Origin of the sequence: Peteryoungia algae, from assembly GCF_030369675.1 — a bacterium.
Classification (GTDB): domain Bacteria; phylum Pseudomonadota; class Alphaproteobacteria; order Rhizobiales; family Rhizobiaceae; genus Allorhizobium; species Allorhizobium algae.
In genome coordinates this window covers 1,585,478-1,604,536 of record NZ_CP128477.1, presented here as the reverse complement: position 1 = coordinate 1,604,536, position 19,059 = coordinate 1,585,478, and the positions used below count along the sequence as shown (strand labels likewise).

The 19,059-nt window shown below is 62.6% G+C and carries 18 protein-coding genes; 10 read left to right on the top strand and 8 right to left on the bottom strand.

Annotated features, from left to right (window positions below; translation table 11 throughout):
• Nucleotides 1-10: 10 nt before the first annotated feature.
• Entirely contained in the window at nucleotides 11-265 is a 255-nt protein-coding gene (locus QTL56_RS07900; protein WP_245136365.1) for a GlsB/YeaQ/YmgE family stress response membrane protein, read from the top strand.
• Nucleotides 266-1,237: 972 nt separating this feature from the next.
• On the top strand, nucleotides 1,238-2,692 hold the full coding sequence (locus QTL56_RS07895; RefSeq protein ID WP_245136366.1) for a coniferyl aldehyde dehydrogenase: 1,455 nt from the start codon (nucleotides 1,238-1,240) through the stop codon (nucleotides 2,690-2,692).
• A gap of 16 nt (nucleotides 2,693-2,708) precedes the next feature.
• Here QTL56_RS07895 and QTL56_RS07890 read toward each other — a convergent pair whose 3' ends face one another.
• Together QTL56_RS07890 and QTL56_RS07885 are read right to left on the bottom strand one after the other, a co-directional pair.
• Nucleotides 2,709-4,073: a putative bifunctional diguanylate cyclase/phosphodiesterase gene (locus QTL56_RS07890; protein ID WP_245136367.1), complete on the bottom strand. Its 1,365-nt coding sequence runs from the start codon at nucleotides 4,071-4,073 to the stop codon at nucleotides 2,709-2,711.
• Between the two features lie 279 nt (nucleotides 4,074-4,352).
• A complete protein-coding gene (locus QTL56_RS07885; protein WP_245136368.1) occupies nucleotides 4,353-5,456 on the bottom strand; it encodes a saccharopine dehydrogenase family protein in 1,104 nt (367 codons plus the stop codon).
• A 149-nt stretch (nucleotides 5,457-5,605) separates the two neighbouring features.
• On the opposite strand from QTL56_RS07885, the gene QTL56_RS07880 reads away from it, so the two are divergent.
• Nucleotides 5,606-6,037 carry an Lrp/AsnC family transcriptional regulator gene (locus QTL56_RS07880; RefSeq protein ID WP_245136369.1) on the top strand — a complete coding sequence of 144 codons (432 nt, stop codon included), beginning with the start codon at nucleotides 5,606-5,608 and terminating at the stop codon, nucleotides 6,035-6,037.
• Between the two features lie 6 nt (nucleotides 6,038-6,043).
• Here QTL56_RS07880 and QTL56_RS07875 read toward each other — a convergent pair whose 3' ends face one another.
• Nucleotides 6,044-7,387 carry an HD-GYP domain-containing protein gene (locus tag QTL56_RS07875; protein WP_280640721.1) on the bottom strand — a complete coding sequence of 448 codons (1,344 nt, stop codon included), beginning with the start codon at nucleotides 7,385-7,387 and terminating at the stop codon, nucleotides 6,044-6,046.
• A 186-nt stretch (nucleotides 7,388-7,573) separates the two neighbouring features.
• Here QTL56_RS07875 and QTL56_RS07870 point away from each other — a divergent pair, with 186 nt between their 5' ends.
• Both QTL56_RS07870 and QTL56_RS07865 read left to right on the top strand, forming a co-directional pair.
• Nucleotides 7,574-8,158 (top strand): ATP-dependent Clp protease proteolytic subunit, encoded by a 585-nt coding sequence (locus QTL56_RS07870; protein ID WP_229574172.1) that lies wholly within the window; start codon nucleotides 7,574-7,576, stop codon nucleotides 8,156-8,158.
• A 305-nt stretch (nucleotides 8,159-8,463) separates the two neighbouring features.
• Entirely contained in the window at nucleotides 8,464-9,837 is a 1,374-nt protein-coding gene (locus QTL56_RS07865) for a putative bifunctional diguanylate cyclase/phosphodiesterase (protein ID WP_245136371.1), read from the top strand.
• 7 nt (nucleotides 9,838-9,844) lie between these two features.
• Here the strand turns inward: QTL56_RS07865 and QTL56_RS07860 are convergent, their stop codons facing one another.
• The 4 genes from QTL56_RS07860 to QTL56_RS07845 all read right to left on the bottom strand — a co-directional run bounded on the left by QTL56_RS07860 (nucleotide 9,845) and on the right by QTL56_RS07845 (nucleotide 13,029).
• The gene (locus QTL56_RS07860; protein ID WP_245136372.1) at nucleotides 9,845-10,348 is read right to left on the bottom strand and encodes a hypothetical protein; all 504 of its coding nucleotides are present in this window, start codon (nucleotides 10,346-10,348) and stop codon (nucleotides 9,845-9,847) included.
• Between the two features lie 90 nt (nucleotides 10,349-10,438).
• Nucleotides 10,439-10,573 carry a hypothetical protein gene (locus QTL56_RS07855; protein WP_280640722.1) on the bottom strand — a complete coding sequence of 45 codons (135 nt, stop codon included), beginning with the start codon at nucleotides 10,571-10,573 and terminating at the stop codon, nucleotides 10,439-10,441.
• 69 nt (nucleotides 10,574-10,642) lie between these two features.
• Entirely contained in the window at nucleotides 10,643-11,881 is a 1,239-nt protein-coding gene (locus QTL56_RS07850; protein ID WP_245136373.1) for a saccharopine dehydrogenase family protein, read from the bottom strand.
• A gap of 50 nt (nucleotides 11,882-11,931) precedes the next feature.
• Complete coding sequence (locus QTL56_RS07845; RefSeq protein ID WP_245136374.1) at nucleotides 11,932-13,029, bottom strand: carboxynorspermidine decarboxylase; 1,098 nt, start codon at nucleotides 13,027-13,029, stop codon at nucleotides 11,932-11,934.
• Nucleotides 13,030-13,448: 419 nt separating this feature from the next.
• Between QTL56_RS07845 and QTL56_RS07840 the strand changes: the two genes are divergently transcribed.
• From QTL56_RS07840 to QTL56_RS07825, 4 genes are all read left to right on the top strand, one after another.
• Nucleotides 13,449-14,627 (top strand): benzoate/H(+) symporter BenE family transporter, encoded by a 1,179-nt coding sequence (locus QTL56_RS07840; protein WP_245136375.1) that lies wholly within the window; start codon nucleotides 13,449-13,451, stop codon nucleotides 14,625-14,627.
• Nucleotides 14,628-14,733: 106 nt separating this feature from the next.
• Nucleotides 14,734-14,940, top strand: coding sequence for a hypothetical protein (locus tag QTL56_RS07835; RefSeq protein WP_245136376.1), 207 nt, complete (start codon nucleotides 14,734-14,736; stop codon nucleotides 14,938-14,940).
• 160 nt (nucleotides 14,941-15,100) lie between these two features.
• Nucleotides 15,101-16,816 (top strand): 2-isopropylmalate synthase, encoded by a 1,716-nt coding sequence (leuA, locus tag QTL56_RS07830; RefSeq protein ID WP_245136377.1) that lies wholly within the window; start codon nucleotides 15,101-15,103, stop codon nucleotides 16,814-16,816.
• 5 nt (nucleotides 16,817-16,821) lie between these two features.
• The gene (locus QTL56_RS07825; protein ID WP_245136378.1) at nucleotides 16,822-17,598 is read left to right on the top strand and encodes an alpha/beta fold hydrolase; all 777 of its coding nucleotides are present in this window, start codon (nucleotides 16,822-16,824) and stop codon (nucleotides 17,596-17,598) included.
• A gap of 4 nt (nucleotides 17,599-17,602) precedes the next feature.
• Here the strand turns inward: QTL56_RS07825 and QTL56_RS07820 are convergent, their stop codons facing one another.
• Nucleotides 17,603-18,511 (bottom strand): metallophosphoesterase family protein, encoded by a 909-nt coding sequence (locus QTL56_RS07820; RefSeq protein WP_245136379.1) that lies wholly within the window; start codon nucleotides 18,509-18,511, stop codon nucleotides 17,603-17,605.
• A 41-nt stretch (nucleotides 18,512-18,552) separates the two neighbouring features.
• Between QTL56_RS07820 and QTL56_RS07815 the strand changes: the two genes are divergently transcribed.
• Entirely contained in the window at nucleotides 18,553-19,059 is a 507-nt protein-coding gene (locus QTL56_RS07815; RefSeq protein WP_370660334.1) for an NUDIX domain-containing protein, read from the top strand.

The window sequence follows — 19,059 nt, the reverse complement described above, 5'->3', positions numbered from 1 at the left end:
AGAAAAGACCATGGATCTGAACGGCGTAGGTATACTCGGCGCAATCTTGATCGGCGGCCTCGCAGGCTGGCTCGCAGAGCGGTTCATGCGCAGCGATATGGGGCTCGTGATGAACATTCTGCTGGGCATCGTCGGCGCCATCGCCCTGAATTTCATCCTGGCCGCTGTGTTCAACGTGGCCTTTGGCGGGGCAATCGCCTATCTGATCATCGGCTTTATCGGCGCCTGCATGCTGATCGCCATCGGCAGAATGATCCGACGCTAGCCGCTGGAAACCCCTCAATTTCACCAGAGCGAGGGGGATGAATTCAAGACATTTTCCAACGGAATCAATGTCGCACATGTTTTTTCATCCCCCACCTTTTCCAGCCCTCTATCCTGGCACCCGTCCCGCCCTCGGATACACCTGACGATGCGATGTCAGGCGAGGCGGGACCGGCGCCGGAATGGAGGGTTGTCGCAAACCTGAAGCCCCGGCCCGCTGTAACGGTCTCCCTCCGGACGAGGGGCTGGACGAAGGTTTTTGGGGTCGGATGCCCCGAGGACTGGATACCCCGATCGGAAGGACGTGCCTCAGAGGCACACAGACAAGGCGCCCACGCCGTCGCGAACTTAACCGGCGGCGGGGGCGGATAGAACGGCGGGGATGACAGTGAGGTCGCGAATGGCCAGACGATCATCCCCCGGGCGAGGGTCCCGGTCGGTATGGTGCACCATTCGGCGGGAACCTCCCGGGCCACCGGCCAGGCTGATGCGTCACTTTCGTGGTGACACCGCAGCCGCACCCGCGCCCGGTCATTCCTCGGTCCTCGGGTCATCCTCGGGTTAAACCCGAGGACGAGGATGACGAGGACCGTCGCCGCCTTGCCAGAGAGACGCATGCAGCGGGAATAGACGCCGAACGGGGCGCCGGAAGGAGCCACATTGCTTACTTAGACAGGTTGCTTCTGGCGCCTCGTCCGAGACTTGAAAGCCCACCTCCGGAGGGAGCGATCCCGACCGGCGGATGCGTTTGGGCGCAGGTTGTCCCCGATGCCGAGGCGGGAGCGGCACGAACTCGCACGCATGGCCCCGATCTGCCGGTGTGCCGGATGTTCACGGACGGCCGGGGCATCTCAGCAAGATGCCGGGAACACGGCTGATCGTCGCCCAACACATCAAAATCATTTGTTCGATCTTGAACAATTGAGCCTACATTGCCCACATTGGATCAGAAGAAAAACGAGAGGAAACGGTCATGGACGGACAGGTTGCAGCAAGGATGGACGAGACGGCGGTCGGCATTGCGGATCCCGCCGCGCGCATTTCCGTCCTGCTCGCCGCTCAGAAGGCCGCCTGGTCGACCGACGTCACACCCAGCCATGCCGTCAGGGACGGCCGGCTCGACCGGCTCGACCGGATGGTGGTGGCCTGGGAGTCGCGTTTTGCCGCGGCGATCTCGGAGGATTTCGGCAATCGGCCGGCGGTGGTCACGACATTGACCGATATCGTGCCGGTGCGCGCCGCGATCCGCCATGCGCGGCGCGAGCTGAAGCGCTGGATGCGGCCGCGACGCGTCTCGCTGGCCTGGACGGGCAAGCCGGCCTCGGCGCAAATCCTGCGCCAGCCACTCGGCGTGGTGGGGATCGTCGCGCCCTGGAATTATCCGCTCAACCTGATGCTCTCGCCGCTGGTCGGGGCGCTCGCGGCCGGCAACCGGGCGCTGCTGAAGCCGTCGGAACTGACCCCCGCCTTTTCCGAGGTGCTGGCCAAGGCCGTCGCCGAAACCTTTGCCGAGGACGAAGTGGCCGTGGTGACCGGCGGGCCTGAGGTCGCGACAGCCTTTACCGCTGCACCCTTCGACCACCTGATTTTCACCGGCTCGACCGCTGTTGGCCGCAAGGTTGCGGAAGCGGCAGCGAGGAACCTGACGCCTGTCACCCTCGAGCTCGGCGGCAAGTCGCCCGTCATCCTCGATCCGTCCGTCGATCTCGGCAAAGCCGTGCCGCGGCTCGTCTGGGGCAAACTGCTCAATTCCGGCCAGACCTGCGTGGCGCCCGATTATGCGCTGGTACCGCGCGGGCGGGTTCCGGATTTCCTCGCCGCGGTCAAGGCGGAGGTGGCAGAGCAATATCCGGGACTGCCTGGCAATGCCGACTACACCACGATCATCAGTCCGCGCCATTTCGATCGCCTCGTGCGGCTGGTCGAGGAGGCGCGCGAGAGGGACGCCGAAGTCGTGGAGCTTGCCGGGCCGCATGATCCCGAACGGCGCGTGTTTTCGCCGGTTGCGGTGGTGGGCGCACCTGACGATACCGGCGTCATGGCCGAGGAGATCTTCGGGCCGATCCTCCCGGTTGTCCCCTATGACACGCTGGACGAGGCGATCGCCTATATCAACCTGCGTGATCGGCCGCTGGCCCTCTACTGGTTCGGGAGCGACAAGGCGGCCGAGGCAAGGGTGCTTTCGGGCACGATCGCCGGCGGCGTGACGATCAACGACACGATCCTGCATCTTTCCCAGGACGATCTGCCCTTCGGCGGGGTCGGGGCCTCCGGCTATGGCGCCTATCACGGCGAGGCGGGGTTCCTGGCGCTCAGCAAGGAAAAGCCAGTCTTGAGACAGTCGGTGCTTTCGGGCGTGAGCTTGCTCTATCCGCCCTATGGGCGGCTTGCGACCTGGATGCTGAAACTGCTTGGCCGGCTCGGCTGAAGGCGTGGGCTGCCGGTCAGCCCTTGGCGGTCCGGGCAGGCCTAAGAGGCACGGTGGCCGGCAGCCTGGGAGGTGCGGACAGGGAGGTCTCGAATTCGTCGAGTGGCATGGCCCGGCCAAAGAGCCAGCCTTGGAAGACATCGCAGCCGATGTCGTGGAGAAAGGCGAATTGCGCCGGCATTTCCACCCCTTCGGCCACGGTCCGCAGGCCGAGATCCCGGGCGAGCGCGCGGATCGATCGAACTAGGGCGGCGTCGCGATCGCTCTCGGTGATGCTGGCGACAAAACTGCGGTCGATCTTCAGCTCGGCCACCGGCAGACTGCGCAGATAGGCGAGCGAGGAAAAACCGGTGCCGAAATCATCCAGCGAGAAGCGGATCTCGAGCGCGGTGAGGTCCGCCATTTTCCTTGCGACCGGCTCCAGCCCGGCGATCAGCACGCTTTCGGTGAGTTCCAGCTGCAGATGGCCCGGATCGACGGCATGGCGGGTGAGAAGTCCGCGCACGACGGCGCAGAAATCGCTCTCGTTGAACTGGCTGGCGCTGACATTGACCGAGAGGGTGAGTCCCTTTGTTCGTGGATCCTTCTGCCAGCGGGCGAGGGTGGTCAGCGCCTCTTCGAGCACGAAACCGCCGAGGATCGGCATCAGACCCACCTCTTCTGCGGCGGGAATGAAGGTGGTGGGCGCGATCGCGCCTCTCGTCGGATGGTTCCAGCGAAGCAGTGCCTCGGCCCCGATCACCTTGCCCTTGCGATCCACCTGCGGCTGATAGGCGAGGGTAAGTTCGCCGCGCCGCATGGCCCGCATGAGATCACGCGCCATGCCGCCCGGGGCCGAGAGGCGTTTCTGGAGAATGTAGATCGTGCTGCAGAAGACGAGCGTGGCAATGGTCGGGTTCATCCAGATGCCGACGATGCGCAGTTCCGGCGGCAGAGGCTCGGCAAAGGGCAATCTGAGGTCCGCCGCATGCAGGACGACGAAGGCGACGAGGCTGGATGCGATGATGGCGAATTGCAGGCGCGAGGGATGGCGCAGATGGTTCAGGTAGCCGAGCATGCCGAGCACCGGCAGGAAGAGATGTGTGACCCGCGGTGAACCCGTTTCTGGCACGTCGAACATCAGGCAGAAGCCGATGGTGAAAGCGAGAAAAGAGATCTGCACGACCAGATTGACCAGACCGAACTTGCCTTGGCTGACCAGAACGAAGCAGACCAGCGCAATGGTAACCGGGTAACTTTCGGCGATGGCGACAGCGGGCAGGCCATTGATGGCGAAGATGACGGCCCAGAGCGCCGAGAACAATGCGACCGCGAGCGTTGCAGCCTGATAGGCGCGGATCACCCTCGTGGTCTGTTGCTCTTCGCTGCCTCTGCCTGTCATGCCCCGCCCGTCAGCACCGCGCCGTGGTGAGACCCCTTCACGCGCAGGTGGAAAGGTCCAGTCAGCACATGCTAACATTTCGATCGGAAAGAAACAGTATGCAGCGATGCTTCAGGCGTTGATTGGACAGCCGCTCCCATCACGGTTGCTTCGGCTTCAGGAAAAAGGAAACGGCCAGCCGTTGCTGGCCGGCCGTTTCATCGAGGACCGTTCGGTCCTGCCTCCCCCCGGAGAACTCTCTGTCGGGCATTTCAGCCCGCTCTGGTCAGCCCGCTCTGGTCAGCCCGCCCGGGCGACCTTGACGACCTCGGGGTCATAAACCCGGCCGAAGCGGTTGGCAAGGAAGGCGGGAAGGTCGATCTCCTCCTGGCGGACGAAACCGGCCTGCGGCAGCGTTCCGTCGGCGAGCAGGTCGAGAACCGTGCAGATCCCGGCTGCGGTGGTGATCTGGATGGCGCTCATCTTCTTGCCCGCGACGACGCCGGCATAGACCTTGTTGGCGTAGGTTTCCTGCAGATAGCGGCCATCCTTCCAGCCGCAGACAGTCACGAAGATCACCACGACATCCTGCATGGTGGCGGGCAGGGCGTTCTCGAACAGGTCTTTGAGCACATCGCGGCGGTTCTTCAGGTTGAAGTCGTTGAGCAATGCCTTGATGATCGCCTGGTGGCCCGGATAGCGGATGGTGCGGTAGTTCATCGTGCGCACTCGCCCGTCCAGCGTCTTGGCCAGCGTGCCGAGGCCGCCAGAGGTGTTGAAGGCCTCATAGGTGACGCCGTCGAGCGAGAATTCCTCGCGCTCTTCCATGGCGGGCACGACTGTGAGCTTGCCTTCGACAATCGCCTCGCAGGGCTCGATGTATTCGTTGATCAAGCCGTCGGTCGACCAGGTCAGATTGTAGTTCAGCGCGTTCGAGGGATATTGCGGAAGTGCGCCAACGCGCATGCGGACCGTATCCAGCGCGTCGAAATGCTTCGTCAGATCCTGGGCGACGATCGAGATGAAGCCGGGCGCGAGGCCGCATTGCGGAATGAAGGCTGATCGGGCGCCACGGGCCAGTTCCTCGACCTTTCGCGTCGTCGCGACATCCTCGGTCAGATCGAGATAGTGCGTCGCGGTGCGGGCGGCGCTTTCGGCGATCGCGCCCGTGAGGTGGAAGGGGGCGGCGGAGAGCACGGCAAACTGGCCGGCAAGCGCATTATCCAGGGCGGCTGCGTCGGAAATGTCGAGTTCAAGCGTCTTCACCGCCGCATGGGCGTCGAGCTTGGACAGCTGTTCTGCGCTGCGGTCGGCGACCGTAACCTGGTAGTCGCCGGTCTCGGCCAGCATGCGGGCAATTGCGCCGCCGATCTTGCCGGCCCCGATAATGGTAACGTTTTTCATGGCTTTGCCCCTCGCATGCAGCATGACCCGTTCAGGACGGGCCTTTGTTTTGGTCGAACCAGCTTGCCCCCATGGCGTGTCGATTCCAAGTGACGATATGAACGATATGGGGTATGTGTCTGATCAGATCGACGAATGGAATGTGCAAAATGCAGTTGAGCGACAAGGACCGGGAGCTGCTCTCCCTGCTTTCGGAAAATGCGCGCACGCCGGTGGCCGAGCTCGCGCGGCGACTCGATCTCTCGCGCACCACGGTGCAGGCGAGACTGGAGCGGCTGGAGGGGCAGGGGGTGATCGCCGGATATCAGGTGCGGTTGTCGGACGCCTATCAGAGCGGACTGATCCGGGCCCATGTGATGATCACGATTGCGCCCAAGGCACTGGCGGCGGTCACGAGCGAACTCAACGCGATCCGCGAGGTTTCGGCACTCTATTCGGTAAACGGACCCTACGACCTGATCGCGGTCGTGGCTGCGCCGTCGATCTCCGAACTGGACCGGATCATCGACAGGATCGGGGACTTGTCGGGGGTAGAGCGGACGCTGTCGTCGATCATCCTGTCGACGCGGATTGCACGGTAGGACGTCCTACGCCGCCTTCAGATCCGCCCGCGCGAGTGCCCTCTCCAGCGCTGCGATGCAGCTTTCGTCGTGGTGGCGGCCGGCCCCTTCCCAGAGAATGGCGAGCGCTTTTTCGACCGGCATGGCAGCCCGGTAGGGACGATCGGCTGTCAGCGCATCGAAGACGTCGGCGGTTGCGACGATACGGGTTTCGAAGGATATCTCGTCGCCCTTCAGGCCGCGCGGGTAGCCGGTGCCATCGAGTTTTTCGTGATGGGCGCCGCCGATCAGGGCGAGATCGGCAAAGGCTGCGATCCGCGAGAGGATGGTTTCGGAGAATTCGGCATGGCGTTTCATCTGCTCCCATTCCTCGCCTTCGAGGCGACCGGGCTTGTCGAGCACGCTGTTGGAGACGCCGAGCTTGCCGATGTCATGCAGCAGAGCGGCGCGCTTGAGACGGCGGCGCCCGGCAAGCGGCATGCCGAGTTCCTCGGCGATCAGGTCGGAGAAGAGGGCGACGCGGTCGCTATGGCCTGACGTGTAGGGGCTTTTGGCATCGGTGACGCGGGCGAAGCCGGCGGCGATATCGTCGAGATAATCTTCGTCCGCCAGAACGGCCTGACGGCCGGGCTCCATGGCAAGCACATAGGCTTCGAGATTGGCCGAGCCGAGTTCGGCGAAAAAGACGGGTGTGGCAAGCGTCTCGAAAATGGCGACGAGATCGGGATCGAACCAGCCGCCGGCGCGCTTGCGCACTTCCTTCAAGGTGGCTTCCGCGCCTTCATGGGCAAAGAAGACGTCGATCACCTGAGCCATCAGGGCGATGCGGGCGAAGAGGTGGATTTCCGCGCCCTTGCGGCCAAGCGGCTGGCCGCCGCCATCGACATGTTCGTCGAGATCGAGAATGCCGCGGCAGACCTCTTCGGAAAAACGCATCTGGCGGGCGATTTCGGCGCCGCGCTGGCAGCGGGTCTGGATGAGGCTGGTGGAGAGTTCCCCGCCATTCTTGACGATGTTGAGGATGCCGCGGAAGCGTTCGGCGAGACCAGTTTCCATGCCGGTGTGGGACAGCACGAATTTCAGGATCTGCGGGAAGGAGCCGTCGACCAGCTTGAAGTCGTGTTTGAACTTCAGGTCATCGGCCAGATAGAGTTCGCAGATACGAGCGGCATTGGACGAACAGCCGAGATCCTTGAGCAGGAGCGTGTAATAGAGGTCGCTCAGTGCCTCTTCGCTGAGACCAAGTGCACGGCCGATGCGCGTGCCGATGAAGCAGCAGCGGACGCAATGGCCGGGGGGCTGTCCCTCGGTCATGTCGAGCGCATGGCTCAGCGCCTCGATCAGTTCGGCAAGCCGGATGGTGTCGGTCACGGGTGGCTCCTCCATGAGCGAAGCCTAGCCTGCTTGCGTTAAGAACGGGTGTCGAACGCGGCAAGCCGGAGCACCGGCGTAACCTCCTGTTCATCGCTTCCATGCTTGTCTTTTTCCCGCATTGTCTTAAGCCTGCAGACGCACTATGTGCGGATGAGCCAAACGCAAGAAGGACTATCCCCTGTGATGAACGAAGACGAAGACGACAAGAGCAAGGAACTGCCGATCGGCAAGGAAACGGAAGCGAACCTCTTCAAGTCGCGTTCGATCTTTATCTATGGCGGGATCACCATGGAGCTGGCGCAGAAGGTCTGCACGCAGCTCGTCGCGCTTGCTGCCGCTTCGGATGAAGACATTCGCGTGTTCGTCTGCTCGCCGGGCGGCCATGTGGAAGCCGGCGATGCGATCCATGACATGATCAAGTTCATCAAGCCGAAGGTCTGGATTATCGCCACCGGCTGGGCCGCCTCTGCCGGTTCGCTGATCTTCGTCGCGGTTCCCAAGGAGCGCCGTCTGGCCCTGCCGAACACCCGCTTCCTGATGCACCAGCCGTCTGGCGGCACGCGCGGCATGGCGTCCGATATCGAGATCCAGGCCCGCGAAATCATCAAGATGAACGAGCGCCTGATCAAGATCTACGCCAAGGCCACCGGGCAGACCCAGGAGAAGATCGCGAAAGACATCGACCGCGACTACTGGCTGACGGCAGAAGACGCCGTCACCTATGGCCTGGTCGGCCGGATAATCGAAAGCCATGCCGATATCGGCTGAGGTCGATTTTCGGGAAACATCAAGAAAGCCGCCGGAGCGATCCGGCAGCTTTTTCGTATCTGGGCGTTGCTGCGGTCAGACCAGCGGATCGTAGCCGCGTTTGGGCATGCGGTCGCGGAGGGCCGGGGCCGATGCCATCCGGGGCTTTGCGCCGCTTGGCCGACGCCGTAACCGGATAGACCTGCCATGACCCTCGATACATTCCGGATTTTCACGCTTCCCATGTTTTTCCCTGATCCGATTGCTGATCTTTCCGTTCATGCAGGGACGACCACCGATAGCCCTTCTTTTCCTGGTGACGGCTGATGCGTTCAAGTTCCTCCGATTCCCTCTTCTCACCTTCCTACCAGCGCGCGGCGTCCGACCTGTCCCGCTGGACAGCTGACGGGCGGCACAACAGGCGCGTCAAGAATCTCGTTCTGATCGGCGGCATGGTCGTCGTGATCGTGAGCGCACTCTGGCTCGGGGCCTCGATGACGCTTCTGTCAGCGGGGTCCGCCTTGACCGCATCCTTGTCCTTTGCGCTGGGGCTGGCCATGGTGGCACTGGCCTTTGGCAACCGGATCCGGACCGGCGCCCTGGTGATGTCGCATGGGCTCTTGCTGAGCATTTTGCTTGCAGCGCTCTGCGAAGATCCGGCGCCGGGGATCCAGGCCTCCGTGCACTTCAATTTCCTGCCGGTGGTGGCCGCCAGCTATCTCGTCTTTCAGCGCGAGGGCTTCTATCTCCGGGTCCTGCTTCCCTCTCTGGGGCTTGCCGGCTTTCTCGGCTTTTCACTCGATATCATGCCGCATGTGGCGATCCCCGGCGTGATGCAGGGGGCAGGGACCATCGAGGTCTTCGCCAATCAGATCACCGGGACCGTCGCGACCTGTGTGGTCGTGCTCATCATGCAGGCCGATGTCGATGCACGCCGGGCGCTGGAGGGCGAGGTCCGCCGGGCGATCGCGCGCGGCGAGTTCGAGCTGCATTACCAGCCGCAGGTTGACCTCAAGGGGGCAATGACCGGGGTCGAGGCGCTCTTGCGCTGGCGCCATCCGACAAAGGGCATGGTGCCGCCGAATGCCTTCATTCCGCTGGCTGAGGAGACGGGGCTGATCATTCCGATCGGCGAATGGGTCTTGAGAACCGCCGCTGCCCAGCTGCAGGCCTGGTCCCGCTTGCCCGAGACCCAGCACCTGACCATCGCCGTCAATGTCAGCGCCACGCAATTTCGCCAGCCGGATTTCGTCGAGCAGGTGCGGGCGATCGTGACACTGTCCGGCGCCCGGCCGCAGGCGCTGAAGCTGGAGCTGACGGAAAGCGTGCTGGCCGACGACATGGGCGTGGTGCAGACCAAGATGAAGGCGCTGAAGGATTTCGGCATCTGCTGGTCGCTCGACGACTTCGGAACCGGATATTCATCGCTCAGTTCGCTGAAGAACCTGCCCTTCGAGCAGGTCAAGATCGACCAGTCCTTCGTGCGCGAACTGCTGACCGACCCGCGCAACGGGGCGATCGTCGAGACAATCATGAGGCTGAGCGTCAGCCTGGGGCTCGCCGTGATCGCCGAGGGGGTGGAGACGGAAGCGCAGCGCGCAGCACTGGAGGCCGCCGGCTGCCAGTGTTTCCAGGGCTACCTCTACGGCCGGCCGGTGCCGGTTTGCGAGTTGTTGGCGCAGCGGTCGGCGGCAGCCTAGGCGCCTGTCAGCGCCATTCGTGGAGTTTCTCGCCCGAAAACGGCCTGGCTGTCACCAGCGGCAGGTTGCCCTCCGCGCGCTCGGCATAAGCAAGGGCGTCCGCCTCGTCGTTGAAGCCGATGAAGATCATCGACAGCGATTTCGCCTTCGGGGCGCCCTTCTTGCGATAGGCGAATTTGACCGCGCAATGGGGATAGGCCTCGTCGAGCACGGCACCTTCCGGCAGCGCATCCGACAGCGCCAGATGGGCGCCAAGGCCGAGGAAGCGGTCAACAGCGGCAAAGGCTACCGCCTCCGGCAACTGCTTGTTTTCGGTCGAGCCGGGCGCGCGGCCCCAGAACAGGCTGTCGACCAGCCCCTTTGAACGCTTCGATTTCACCACCACGAGACCACCGGCCGCGACAAGCTCCAGATGGACGTCCCAGGTCTGGAAGAGCTCGGGTGTGTGGTGGAGTTCCGCCAGCAGGGGGCGGAGGGCGGCGGTGAGGTCAGCGTAGAGGGCAGGGGGCATGGGCGGGTATCTCGGCGAGTGGGTGGGTGGTTGGTGGCGGCCTCGTAACATGGTGGGGGCGGGGTGGATACGGGGAGGTCGCCTCCGGCGTCAGATCGACACGGCTTTCCTTGCCGTCAGCGTCTTGAACACGAGTTCGACGCCGCCATCGACCTCGTCGTCTGCCGCTGGCGGCGCTAGCTCCTCAGTTCGCCCTGACATGATGCGGTGGGCCTTGTGGGCCAACAGAAAACCCCGCCGAATTTCTCCGGCGGGGTCCGCATTCCCTCAATCCTCAAACGCTCATCCGCGATCTTAGAACTCCACGGCCCGATCGCCGTCCTCGTCCTGGATGCGGGTCGGCAGGCCGATCTTGTTCAGGAGGTTGATGAAGGGCTTGGGCGGCAGTTCTTCGACGTTGGCCATCTTCTTGACGTCCCACTCGCCTGTCGCGACCAGCATGGCGGCTGCGACCGGGGGAACGCCGGCCGTGTAGGAGATGCCCTGGCTGCCCACTTCGTTATAGGCTTCCTTGTGGTCGGCGACGTTGTAGAGGAAGACGGTCTTTTCCTTGCCGTCCTTGATGCCCTTCACGTAATCGCCGATGCAGGTCTTGCCTTCATATTCGGGAGCAAGCGAGGAGGGGTCGGGCAGGCAGGCCTTGACGACCTTGAGCGGGACCACTTCAGAACCGTCGGCGAGCTTGACCGGCTGTTCGGAGAGCAGACCGATCGACTTCAGCACGGTGAAGACGTTGATGTAGTGATCGCCAAAGCCCATCCAGAAGCGCACGTCGGCGCCGTCCATGTTCTTCGCCAGCGAGTGCACTTCGTCATGGCCGCAGAGATAGGCGCGACGCGTGCCGACGACCGGCAGGTCGTAGTCCTTGCCGATCTCGAACATCTTGTTCACCTGCCATTCGCCGCCCTGCCAGGAATAGACGACGCCGGTAAATTCGCGGAAGTTGATTTCCGGGTCGAAGTTGGTGGCGAAGTATTTGCCATGGCTGCCGGCATTGATGTCGACGATGTCGACGTCGGTCACCTTGTCGAGATATTCATCCTTGGCGAGGCGGGCATAGGCGTTGACGACGCCCGGATCGAAGCCTGCGCCGAGGATGGCGGTGATGCCCTTCTCCGCGCATTCTTCCGCACGCTTCCACTCGTAGTTTCCGTACCACGGCGGCGTTTCGCAGATCTTGTTCGGCTCTTCATGGATCGCGGTGTCGATATAGGCGACGCCGGTGTCCATGCAGGCGCGCAGCACCGACATGTTGAGGAAGGCGGTGCCGACATTGATGACGATCTCGGTGCCGAGCTTCTTGATCAGCGCCTTGGTCGCTTCGATGTCGAGGGCGTCGAGCTGGTGGGATTCGAGCACGCCTTGCTGCTTCATCGCCTTCTTCTCGTGCACGGAAGCGATGATGGCGTCGCATTTCGCCTTGGTGCGCGAGGCGATATGGATGTCGCCGAGCATGTCATTGTTCTGCGCGCACTTGTGGGCGACAACCTGGGCGACGCCGCCGGCGCCGATGATGAGCACGTTCTTCTTCATAATGGGACCACTCCTTGCGTCCAATCGTCAGAACCTGTTCCTGAGGGAGTTCAGGACAGGCTTTGTTCGTAGTCCGTGTAGTCGAACTCACGGACCGTCCTGAGGCTGCCATCCAGTTCGCGGATGGCGATTGCCGGCATTTGCACGCCGTTAAACCAGTTTTTCTTGACCATCGTGTAGCCGGCGGTGTCCTGCAGCGAGATCCGGTCGCCGATGTTCAATTCTGCTTCAAAATTGAACTCGCCGAAAATGTCGCCCGCGAGGCAGGACTTGCCGCAGACCTGGTACCGGTGCGGTCCCTGGTTGGGATGGACCTTCGCGCTTTCCCGGTAGATCAGGAGATCGAGGAGATGCGCTTCGATGGAACTGTCCACCACGACAAGATCCTTGCCGTTGTAAAGCTTGTCGAGCACGGTGACTTCGAGCGTGGTCGACTTGGTGATCGAGGCTTCGCCGGGCTCGAGAAAGACCTGCACGCCATATTCGCCGGAGAAGCGCTTCAGGCGCTCGGCGAATTTTTCCAGCGGATAGTCCTCGCCGGTGAAGTGGATGCCGCCGCCGAGGGAGACCCAGTCGGCTTTTTTCAGCAGGGGGCCGAATTTCTGTTCGATGTCGCCGAGCATCTTGTCGAAGAGATCGAAATCGCCGTTTTCGCAATTGTTGTGGATCATGAAGCCGGAGATCAGGTCCATGACCGGCTCGACCTTCTTCAGATCCCATTCGCCAAGCCGCGAGAAGGGGCGGGCGGGGTCTGCGAGATCGAAGCTCGAGGAGGAGACGCCGGGATTGAGGCGCAGGCCGCGGATAATGCCGGAGGACTGGTTCTCAAAGCGGGTCAGCTGGCCGATCGAATTGAAGATGATCTTGTCGGCATGGGACACGACCTCGTCGATCTCGTAGTCGGCATAGGCCACCGAATAGGCATGGGTCTCCTTGCCGAAACGCTCATGGCCGAGACGGACCTCGTTCAGCGAGGAGGACGTGGTGCCATCCATGTAATCTCGCATGAAATCGAAGACCGACCATGTGGCGAAGCACTTCAAAGCCAGCAAGGCCTTGGCGCCGGAGAGTTCGCGCAGGGTCGCGATCTTCTCCATGTTCTGCAGGAGCTTGGATTTGTCGATCAGGTAATAGGGAGTCTGGATCAAGGCCATATCCTTCGTGAACCCAGCCATATGAGGCGGAAGTGAACGGGACGTCCCCGAATGCATCGGAGGGGGGTCCATAGGCAAAAGGGGGCGAAAAGGCAAGCGGAAGCTTGGGTTTTCACCCCGGAGATTGCCTGCCCGATTTCCATGAAGGGCAGATGACGCTGCTGATCACCCAAGTATCGACCTGCCGCCTTGGGTGTCTGCGCGTGCAGCCCTGCTTTCAAGCGTATGGGCCGTGTTCAGACATCGGCATGCGGACACTGACCGGGCGGAGCAAGACCCTGGAGATGGTGCGATCATGACCGCCAGCGACGCCTGAGCGGTTGCAGGTCTTTCTGCGGTCGCGTCTGGCTTGCCAGACGGACGAAAATTTGTTTCCGCTTTCGTCTATCAAGATCGACTTTGTGAGCCCTGCCATGTTGAAAGACTTTTCCCCCCAGGCCGCCTTCATGGGCGTGCTCGTCGCCTTTGTCGGCTTTGCCAGTTCGTTTGCAGTCGTGCTTCAGGGACTGAAGGGTGTGGGCGCCACGGATTACGAGGCGGCCTCGGGGCTTATGGCGCTGTCGTTGGCCATGGGCATTTGCGGCATCGTCTTGAGCGTGTGGACGAAGCTACCGGTGTCGGTCGCCTGGTCGACGCCGGGGGCGGCGCTGATGGTGACGGCGGGCATTCCCGTTGGCGGCTTTCCGGCGGCGGTCGGGGCGTTTCTGGTGTGTGCGGCGTTGATCGTGCTCGCCGGCCTGGTCCGCCCGTTCGGGCGGGCGGTGGCAGCCATTCCGGCGCCGATCGCCAATGCGATGCTGGCCGGTGTCATTCTCAATCTCTGCTTTGCGCCGTTTCAGGCCGTGGCCTTCGATGCGACGCTTGGCCTGCCGATCCTGGTCGTCTGGGCGGTGGTGGCAGCCTTCAAGCGGCTCTATGCGGTGCCGGCAGCACTGGTCGCCTTTGTCGTGGTCATCATCTTCGGGGTGGATTTGCCCGCGGGCGCCATGGCGAGCTGGGCAGCATCTCTTGCGCCGCCGGTGGCATTCGTGCTTCCGGCCTTTACGCTTCCGGCACTCGTCTCGATCGCGCTGCCGTTGTTCATCGTCACCATGGCCTCGCAGAACATTCCGGGTATCGCGATCCTCAAGGTCAACAAATATGAGCCTCAGCCGGGCCCGATGTTTGCCGTGACAGGGCTGTTTTCCGCGCTGTCGGCGCCGTTTGGCGGGCATGCTGTGAACCTTGCGGCGATCACGGCCGCGATGTGTGCGGGTGAGGATGCGCATCCTGATCCGAAGCGGCGCTACTGGGCGGCGATCATTGCCGGCATCGGCTATGTGCTTCTGGGTCTTGCGGCCGGTGCTGTGACCGGTTTCGTGTCCCTGGCGCCGCCGATCCTCATTCAGTCGGTCGCTGGGCTGGCGCTGATCGGCGCATTTTCGGGTTCCTCGGTTGCAGCTTTCCAGGTGCCGGAGACGCGTGAGGCGGCAGCGGTGACATTCCTGGTCACCGCGTCCGGGATTTCCATTCTCGGGATTTCCGGGGCATTCTGGGGCCTGATTGCCGGCGTGGCGATGCTGGGGCTGGTGAGGGTTGCACGACGTGGTTGAGAACTTTCGATCCATGTGTCTGTCAGGCCTTCACCCTTCGCGAATGTCGCGGCCTTTGCCAAACGTCCGGCGGTGCCGCTCGATGGGCTCGTTTCAACGAGGGTTGATGAACCTGTCCGACGGAGTCTCGATCCGCTGGCGAATAACGCCCTTGCGCGATTCATTTCATCGCGTTATTTCTCTTGCCATGAAGACCAACGGCACAACCATTGCTGCGACTGAGATGACGGCCCGCGCTGCGGCCTCTTTCGTCGCGTCGGTGCCAAACTCGCTTCTTCTTCTCGGCCTTATCCGCGGTTGCCGGGTCCATTGAGGAGCGCCCGGCGGCCGGGTCAGCCGTTTGGCGATTGCTCCTCGAACTTCCCCAATTGATGTAATCCATCCCTTGATAAGGGTCTGTGCGCGCGTGCCAAAGCTTTGCTGATTTGTTATCAGCCATGGCAGCCGCCCGAGGACGAGAAGAGACGAAGACGATGATTTTGAGAACCCATACCGTCAAGCAGGGCATGCCGGACGCTTCGGCCAAGTACCGCCCCTATCCGCAGATCGCCATTTCCGACCGCACCTGGCCGTCGAAAGTGATCGAGAAGGCGCCGATCTGGTGCTCGGTCGATTTGCGCGATGGCAATCAGTCGCTGGTCAACCCGATGGGCCATGACCGCAAGGCTCGCATGTTCCAGCTCTTGCTGGACATGGGCTTCAAGGAAATCGAGATCGGCTTTCCGTCGGCTTCGCAGACCGATTTCGACTTTGCCCGCTGGTGCGTGGAAGAGGGCGGCGTGCCTGAGGATGTTTCGTTGCAGGTGCTGGTGCAGTGCCGGCCGGAGCTGATCACGCGAACCTTCGAGGCCCTGGAAGGGGCACACAAGCCGATCATCCATTTCTACAACTCGACGTCCGAACTGCAGCGTCGCGTCGTGTTCGGCAAGGATGTCGCCGGCATCAAGCAGATCGCCGTCGATGCGGCGAAGATGATCATGGATATGGCGCAGAAGGCCGGTGGTGGTTATCGCTTCGAATATTCGCCGGAAAGCTTTACCGGCACGGAGCTGGACGTGGCGCTGGAGATCTGCAACGCCGTGATCGCCGAGGTGAAGCCGACAGCGGACAACAAGCTGATCCTCAACCTGCCGTCGACCGTCGAAATGGCAACGCCGAATATCTATGCCGACCAGATCGAATGGATGTGCCGCAATATCGACCAACGCGAAAACGTCATCATCTCGCTGCATCCGCACAATGACCGGGGTACCGGCATTGCCGCGACGGAACTGGCCCTGATGGCCGGTGCAGACCGTGTCGAGGGCACTCTGTTCGGCAATGGCGAGCGCACCGGCAATGTCGACATCGTCACCCTGGCGCTCAACATGTTCACGCAAGGGGTCGATCCGGAGCTGGACTGCTCCGACATCGAGCGGATCAAGGCGGTCTACGAATATTCCAACGAGATGGTCATTCCCGAGCGTCACCCTTATGTTGGTGAACTGGTCTACACGGCCTTTTCCGGCTCGCACCAGGATGCGATCAACAAGGGCATGAAGGCGATCAAGACCGCCAATCATCCGGTCTGGGAAGTGCCTTATCTGCCGATCGATCCGCAGGATGTCGGGCGCACCTATGAGGCGATCATCCGGATCAATTCACAGTCGGGCAAGGGCGGTATCGCCTATATCCTGCAGGAAGACTACGGCATCAACCTGCCGCGCGCCCTGCAGGTGGAGTTCCGCGAGGATATCCAGCGGATCACCGACGAGGATGGCAAGGAACTGCCGTCGAAGAAGATCTATGAGCGCTTCATCGAGCGCTATGTCGAGCAGCCTGAGGCGCGGATCAAGTTTGTCGATCACCATACCTATCCGGCCGGATCGGACCAGAAGGGCATTCGCGTCGTTGCGGCCGAGATTACCGACAAGGGCGAGACGAAGCGGATCGAGGGCCAGGGCACCGGCCCGATCGACGGCTTCGTCAACGCGCTGTCGACCTATCTCGGCATCGATCTCTCGGTGCAGGATTATTCCGAACATTCGTTGCAGCACGGTTCGAACGCCGCGGCGATTGCCTATGTCGAAATGGCGCATGCCGGCGGCAAGCTGTTCGGGGCGGGCATCAACACCAATATCGTGACGGCCTCGCTCGAGGCGATCGTGTCTGCGGCCAATCGCGTGCTCGACGAGCAGAAGAAGGCTTAAGCGCCATGACGCTTTTCGCCGAGGTTCGACATCCGTCCTCGGCGAAGGCTCCGCTCGTGCTGTTGCACGGGTTCGGCGGGATCGGAGCGCTGTGGGCACCGGTCATTGCCAAGCTGGATCTAGGCCAGCCGGTTATCATCTATGACCTGCCGGGGCATGGGCAGTCGCTTAACGCTGAGGGTGTCGGGCATGCCGGCGTGATGGCCATGGCCATCCTTGACGATATCGAGCGGCGAGGATTGCCCGCCTTCCATCTCTGCGGCCACTCGATGGGCGGGGCTGTTGCAAGTCTGATCGCGCTGCGGGTGCATGATCGGGTGGCGTCCCTGACACTTGTGGCACCTGGTGGCTTTGGGTCGGAGATCAACCACGAGGCTTTGCTGCGTTATGGTTTGGCGGTCGAACCCGACGAGTTGGCCCACGGTTTGGCCGCGATGGTCGCCCAGACTGCTGCGCCCGAGGCGGCGGGACTCGATCGGCTTGCCGATGCTCGACGACTTCCCGGCGCGATCGATCGGCTGATGCAGATCCTCGCGTCCTTCCTGGTCGAGCGTGATGGCTCGATGGGGCAGGGGACGTTACCGCTCTCCACCTTTGCAGGTCTTCAGACCCCCACGCGATTGCTCTGGGGAACAGCCGACCCGATCCTGCCCGTCTCGCAGGCGAAAAATATCTGGCAAGGGGCCGAGGTCACGCTGATCGAGGGGGCAGGCCATATGCTGATCGACGAGGCGCCTGACATGGTGGCGGTCGCGATCCGGGCGGCGGTAGCGGAAGGCTGAAGGCTCACCCGAGCAGGCGTTCGCTGTGGTCGAGCTTGAGCGGCGCGTCCTCGCTCTCGATCTTGAAGCGCTGCCAGTCGAGCTGCCATTTCCCTGCTTCGCCATCGATCGAGAAGAGATTGTAGCCGGCGGCCGGCTTCTTGGCGCCCGGGCCCTGGCTTGCCGAGGCAATGCCGACCACAGGGACGGGTTTTTCGCGGTCCGCCAGCCAGTGGAGCGTGTTGAGATGCGTGTGACCATGCAGCACGAGTTCTGCGCCCCCCTTGCGAATGGCGGCGGCAAAGCGGCGGATGCCGAGCATGCGCTTGTGCTGCGGGGCCGCTCCCCGGATCGGCGGGTGGTGGATCATGACCACGCGGAAGAGGCCTTCTTCGCCGGCGGCCTTGAGGAGTGCTGCCGTTTCGCGGGCCTGACGACCGCTGAAATAACCCTGGGCGGAAAAGGGTGGGGTGGCAAGCGAGGTGGAGCAGCCGATCAGGGCGACCGGTCCACGGCGGCGGATATAGGGGAAGAGCTTGTGGTCGTCCTGGAAGATCAGCGGGTCGTCGTCGCCGCGCATGTAGTCGTACCAGGCCTGGACGGCGCGCTCATGGGCGCCGGGCACATAGGCGTCGTGATTGCCGGGCACGACCGACGTGTCGAGCGGCGCGCCGGCTTCCTTCAGCCATTCCGCAACCAGCTTGATCTCGAGCTTCGAGGCGAGATTGACCAGGTCTCCCGTGATCGCCAGGTGATCCGGGTTTTCTGCGCGCAGCGCCTCCAGGACCATTTCCAGAGCATTGGGGAAAAGATGCTTGCGGCGGTTGCGATGCCAGTTCACATAGCCCGTAATCCGCTTGGACGCCAGTTCCCGGATCGTCAGGTTCGGCAGTGGCCCCAGATGCACGTCGGAGATGTGGGCAAGCTTGAACATGGCGCTTCTCATAGCGGCGCTGAAACCGAGGGGCAAGAAAAATGAGGCCAGCGGGTGGTGCCGGGACCGGCGTCGATAGCGAAAGGCTCGGATGGCCGAAGAGGTTCCTTGTTCGTGTCCTGCATATCTATTTCGCGGTCAGTCGCGGCATGACGCTCGGAGTGCGGGCCGCCTGCTTCGATGATGCGGGCCGCATCTTTCTCGTGCGCCACACCTATGTTCCGGGCTGGCATATGCCCGGCGGCGGCGTGGAGCGCGGAGAGACGGCGCTGGAGGCGCTGTTGAAGGAGATGCGCGAGGAGGGCAATCTTGAGGCGGTGAGCGCGCCTGAGCTCTTTCATGTCTATTTCAATGCCAGGGTCAGCGGTCGCGACCACGTGCTGCTTTACCGCGTCGATGTTCGCCAGACGGCGGATCGCCCGGGGGACCGGGAGATCGCGGAATGCGGGTTCTTCCAAACCGATGCACTGCCAGACGGCACGACCGAAGCGACGCGACGGCGGATTGCGGAACTGCGCGGGGAGATTTCCCCCACGCATCACTGGTGA

Coding starts and splice junctions, on each gene's coding strand:
- QTL56_RS07900 (WP_245136365.1), top strand. CDS start 11: ATGGATCTGAACGGCGTAGGTATACTCGGCGCAATCTTGATCGGCGGC.
- QTL56_RS07895 (WP_245136366.1), top strand. CDS start 1,238: ATGGACGGACAGGTTGCAGCAAGGATGGACGAGACGGCGGTCGGCATT.
- QTL56_RS07890 (WP_245136367.1), bottom strand. CDS start 4,073: ATGACAGGCAGAGGCAGCGAAGAGCAACAGACCACGAGGGTGATCCGC.
- QTL56_RS07885 (WP_245136368.1), bottom strand. CDS start 5,456: ATGAAAAACGTTACCATTATCGGGGCCGGCAAGATCGGCGGCGCAATT.
- QTL56_RS07880 (WP_245136369.1), top strand. CDS start 5,606: ATGCAGTTGAGCGACAAGGACCGGGAGCTGCTCTCCCTGCTTTCGGAA.
- QTL56_RS07870 (WP_229574172.1), top strand. CDS start 7,574: ATGAACGAAGACGAAGACGACAAGAGCAAGGAACTGCCGATCGGCAAG.
- QTL56_RS07865 (WP_245136371.1), top strand. CDS start 8,464: ATGCGTTCAAGTTCCTCCGATTCCCTCTTCTCACCTTCCTACCAGCGC.
- QTL56_RS07860 (WP_245136372.1), bottom strand. CDS start 10,348: ATGCCCCCTGCCCTCTACGCTGACCTCACCGCCGCCCTCCGCCCCCTG.
- QTL56_RS07850 (WP_245136373.1), bottom strand. CDS start 11,881: ATGAAGAAGAACGTGCTCATCATCGGCGCCGGCGGCGTCGCCCAGGTT.
- QTL56_RS07840 (WP_245136375.1), top strand. CDS start 13,449: ATGTTGAAAGACTTTTCCCCCCAGGCCGCCTTCATGGGCGTGCTCGTC.
- QTL56_RS07835 (WP_245136376.1), top strand. CDS start 14,734: ATGAACCTGTCCGACGGAGTCTCGATCCGCTGGCGAATAACGCCCTTG.
- leuA (WP_245136377.1), top strand. CDS start 15,101: ATGATTTTGAGAACCCATACCGTCAAGCAGGGCATGCCGGACGCTTCG.
- QTL56_RS07825 (WP_245136378.1), top strand. CDS start 16,822: ATGACGCTTTTCGCCGAGGTTCGACATCCGTCCTCGGCGAAGGCTCCG.
- QTL56_RS07820 (WP_245136379.1), bottom strand. CDS start 18,511: ATGTTCAAGCTTGCCCACATCTCCGACGTGCATCTGGGGCCACTGCCG.
- QTL56_RS07815 (WP_370660334.1), top strand. CDS start 18,553: ATGAGGCCAGCGGGTGGTGCCGGGACCGGCGTCGATAGCGAAAGGCTC.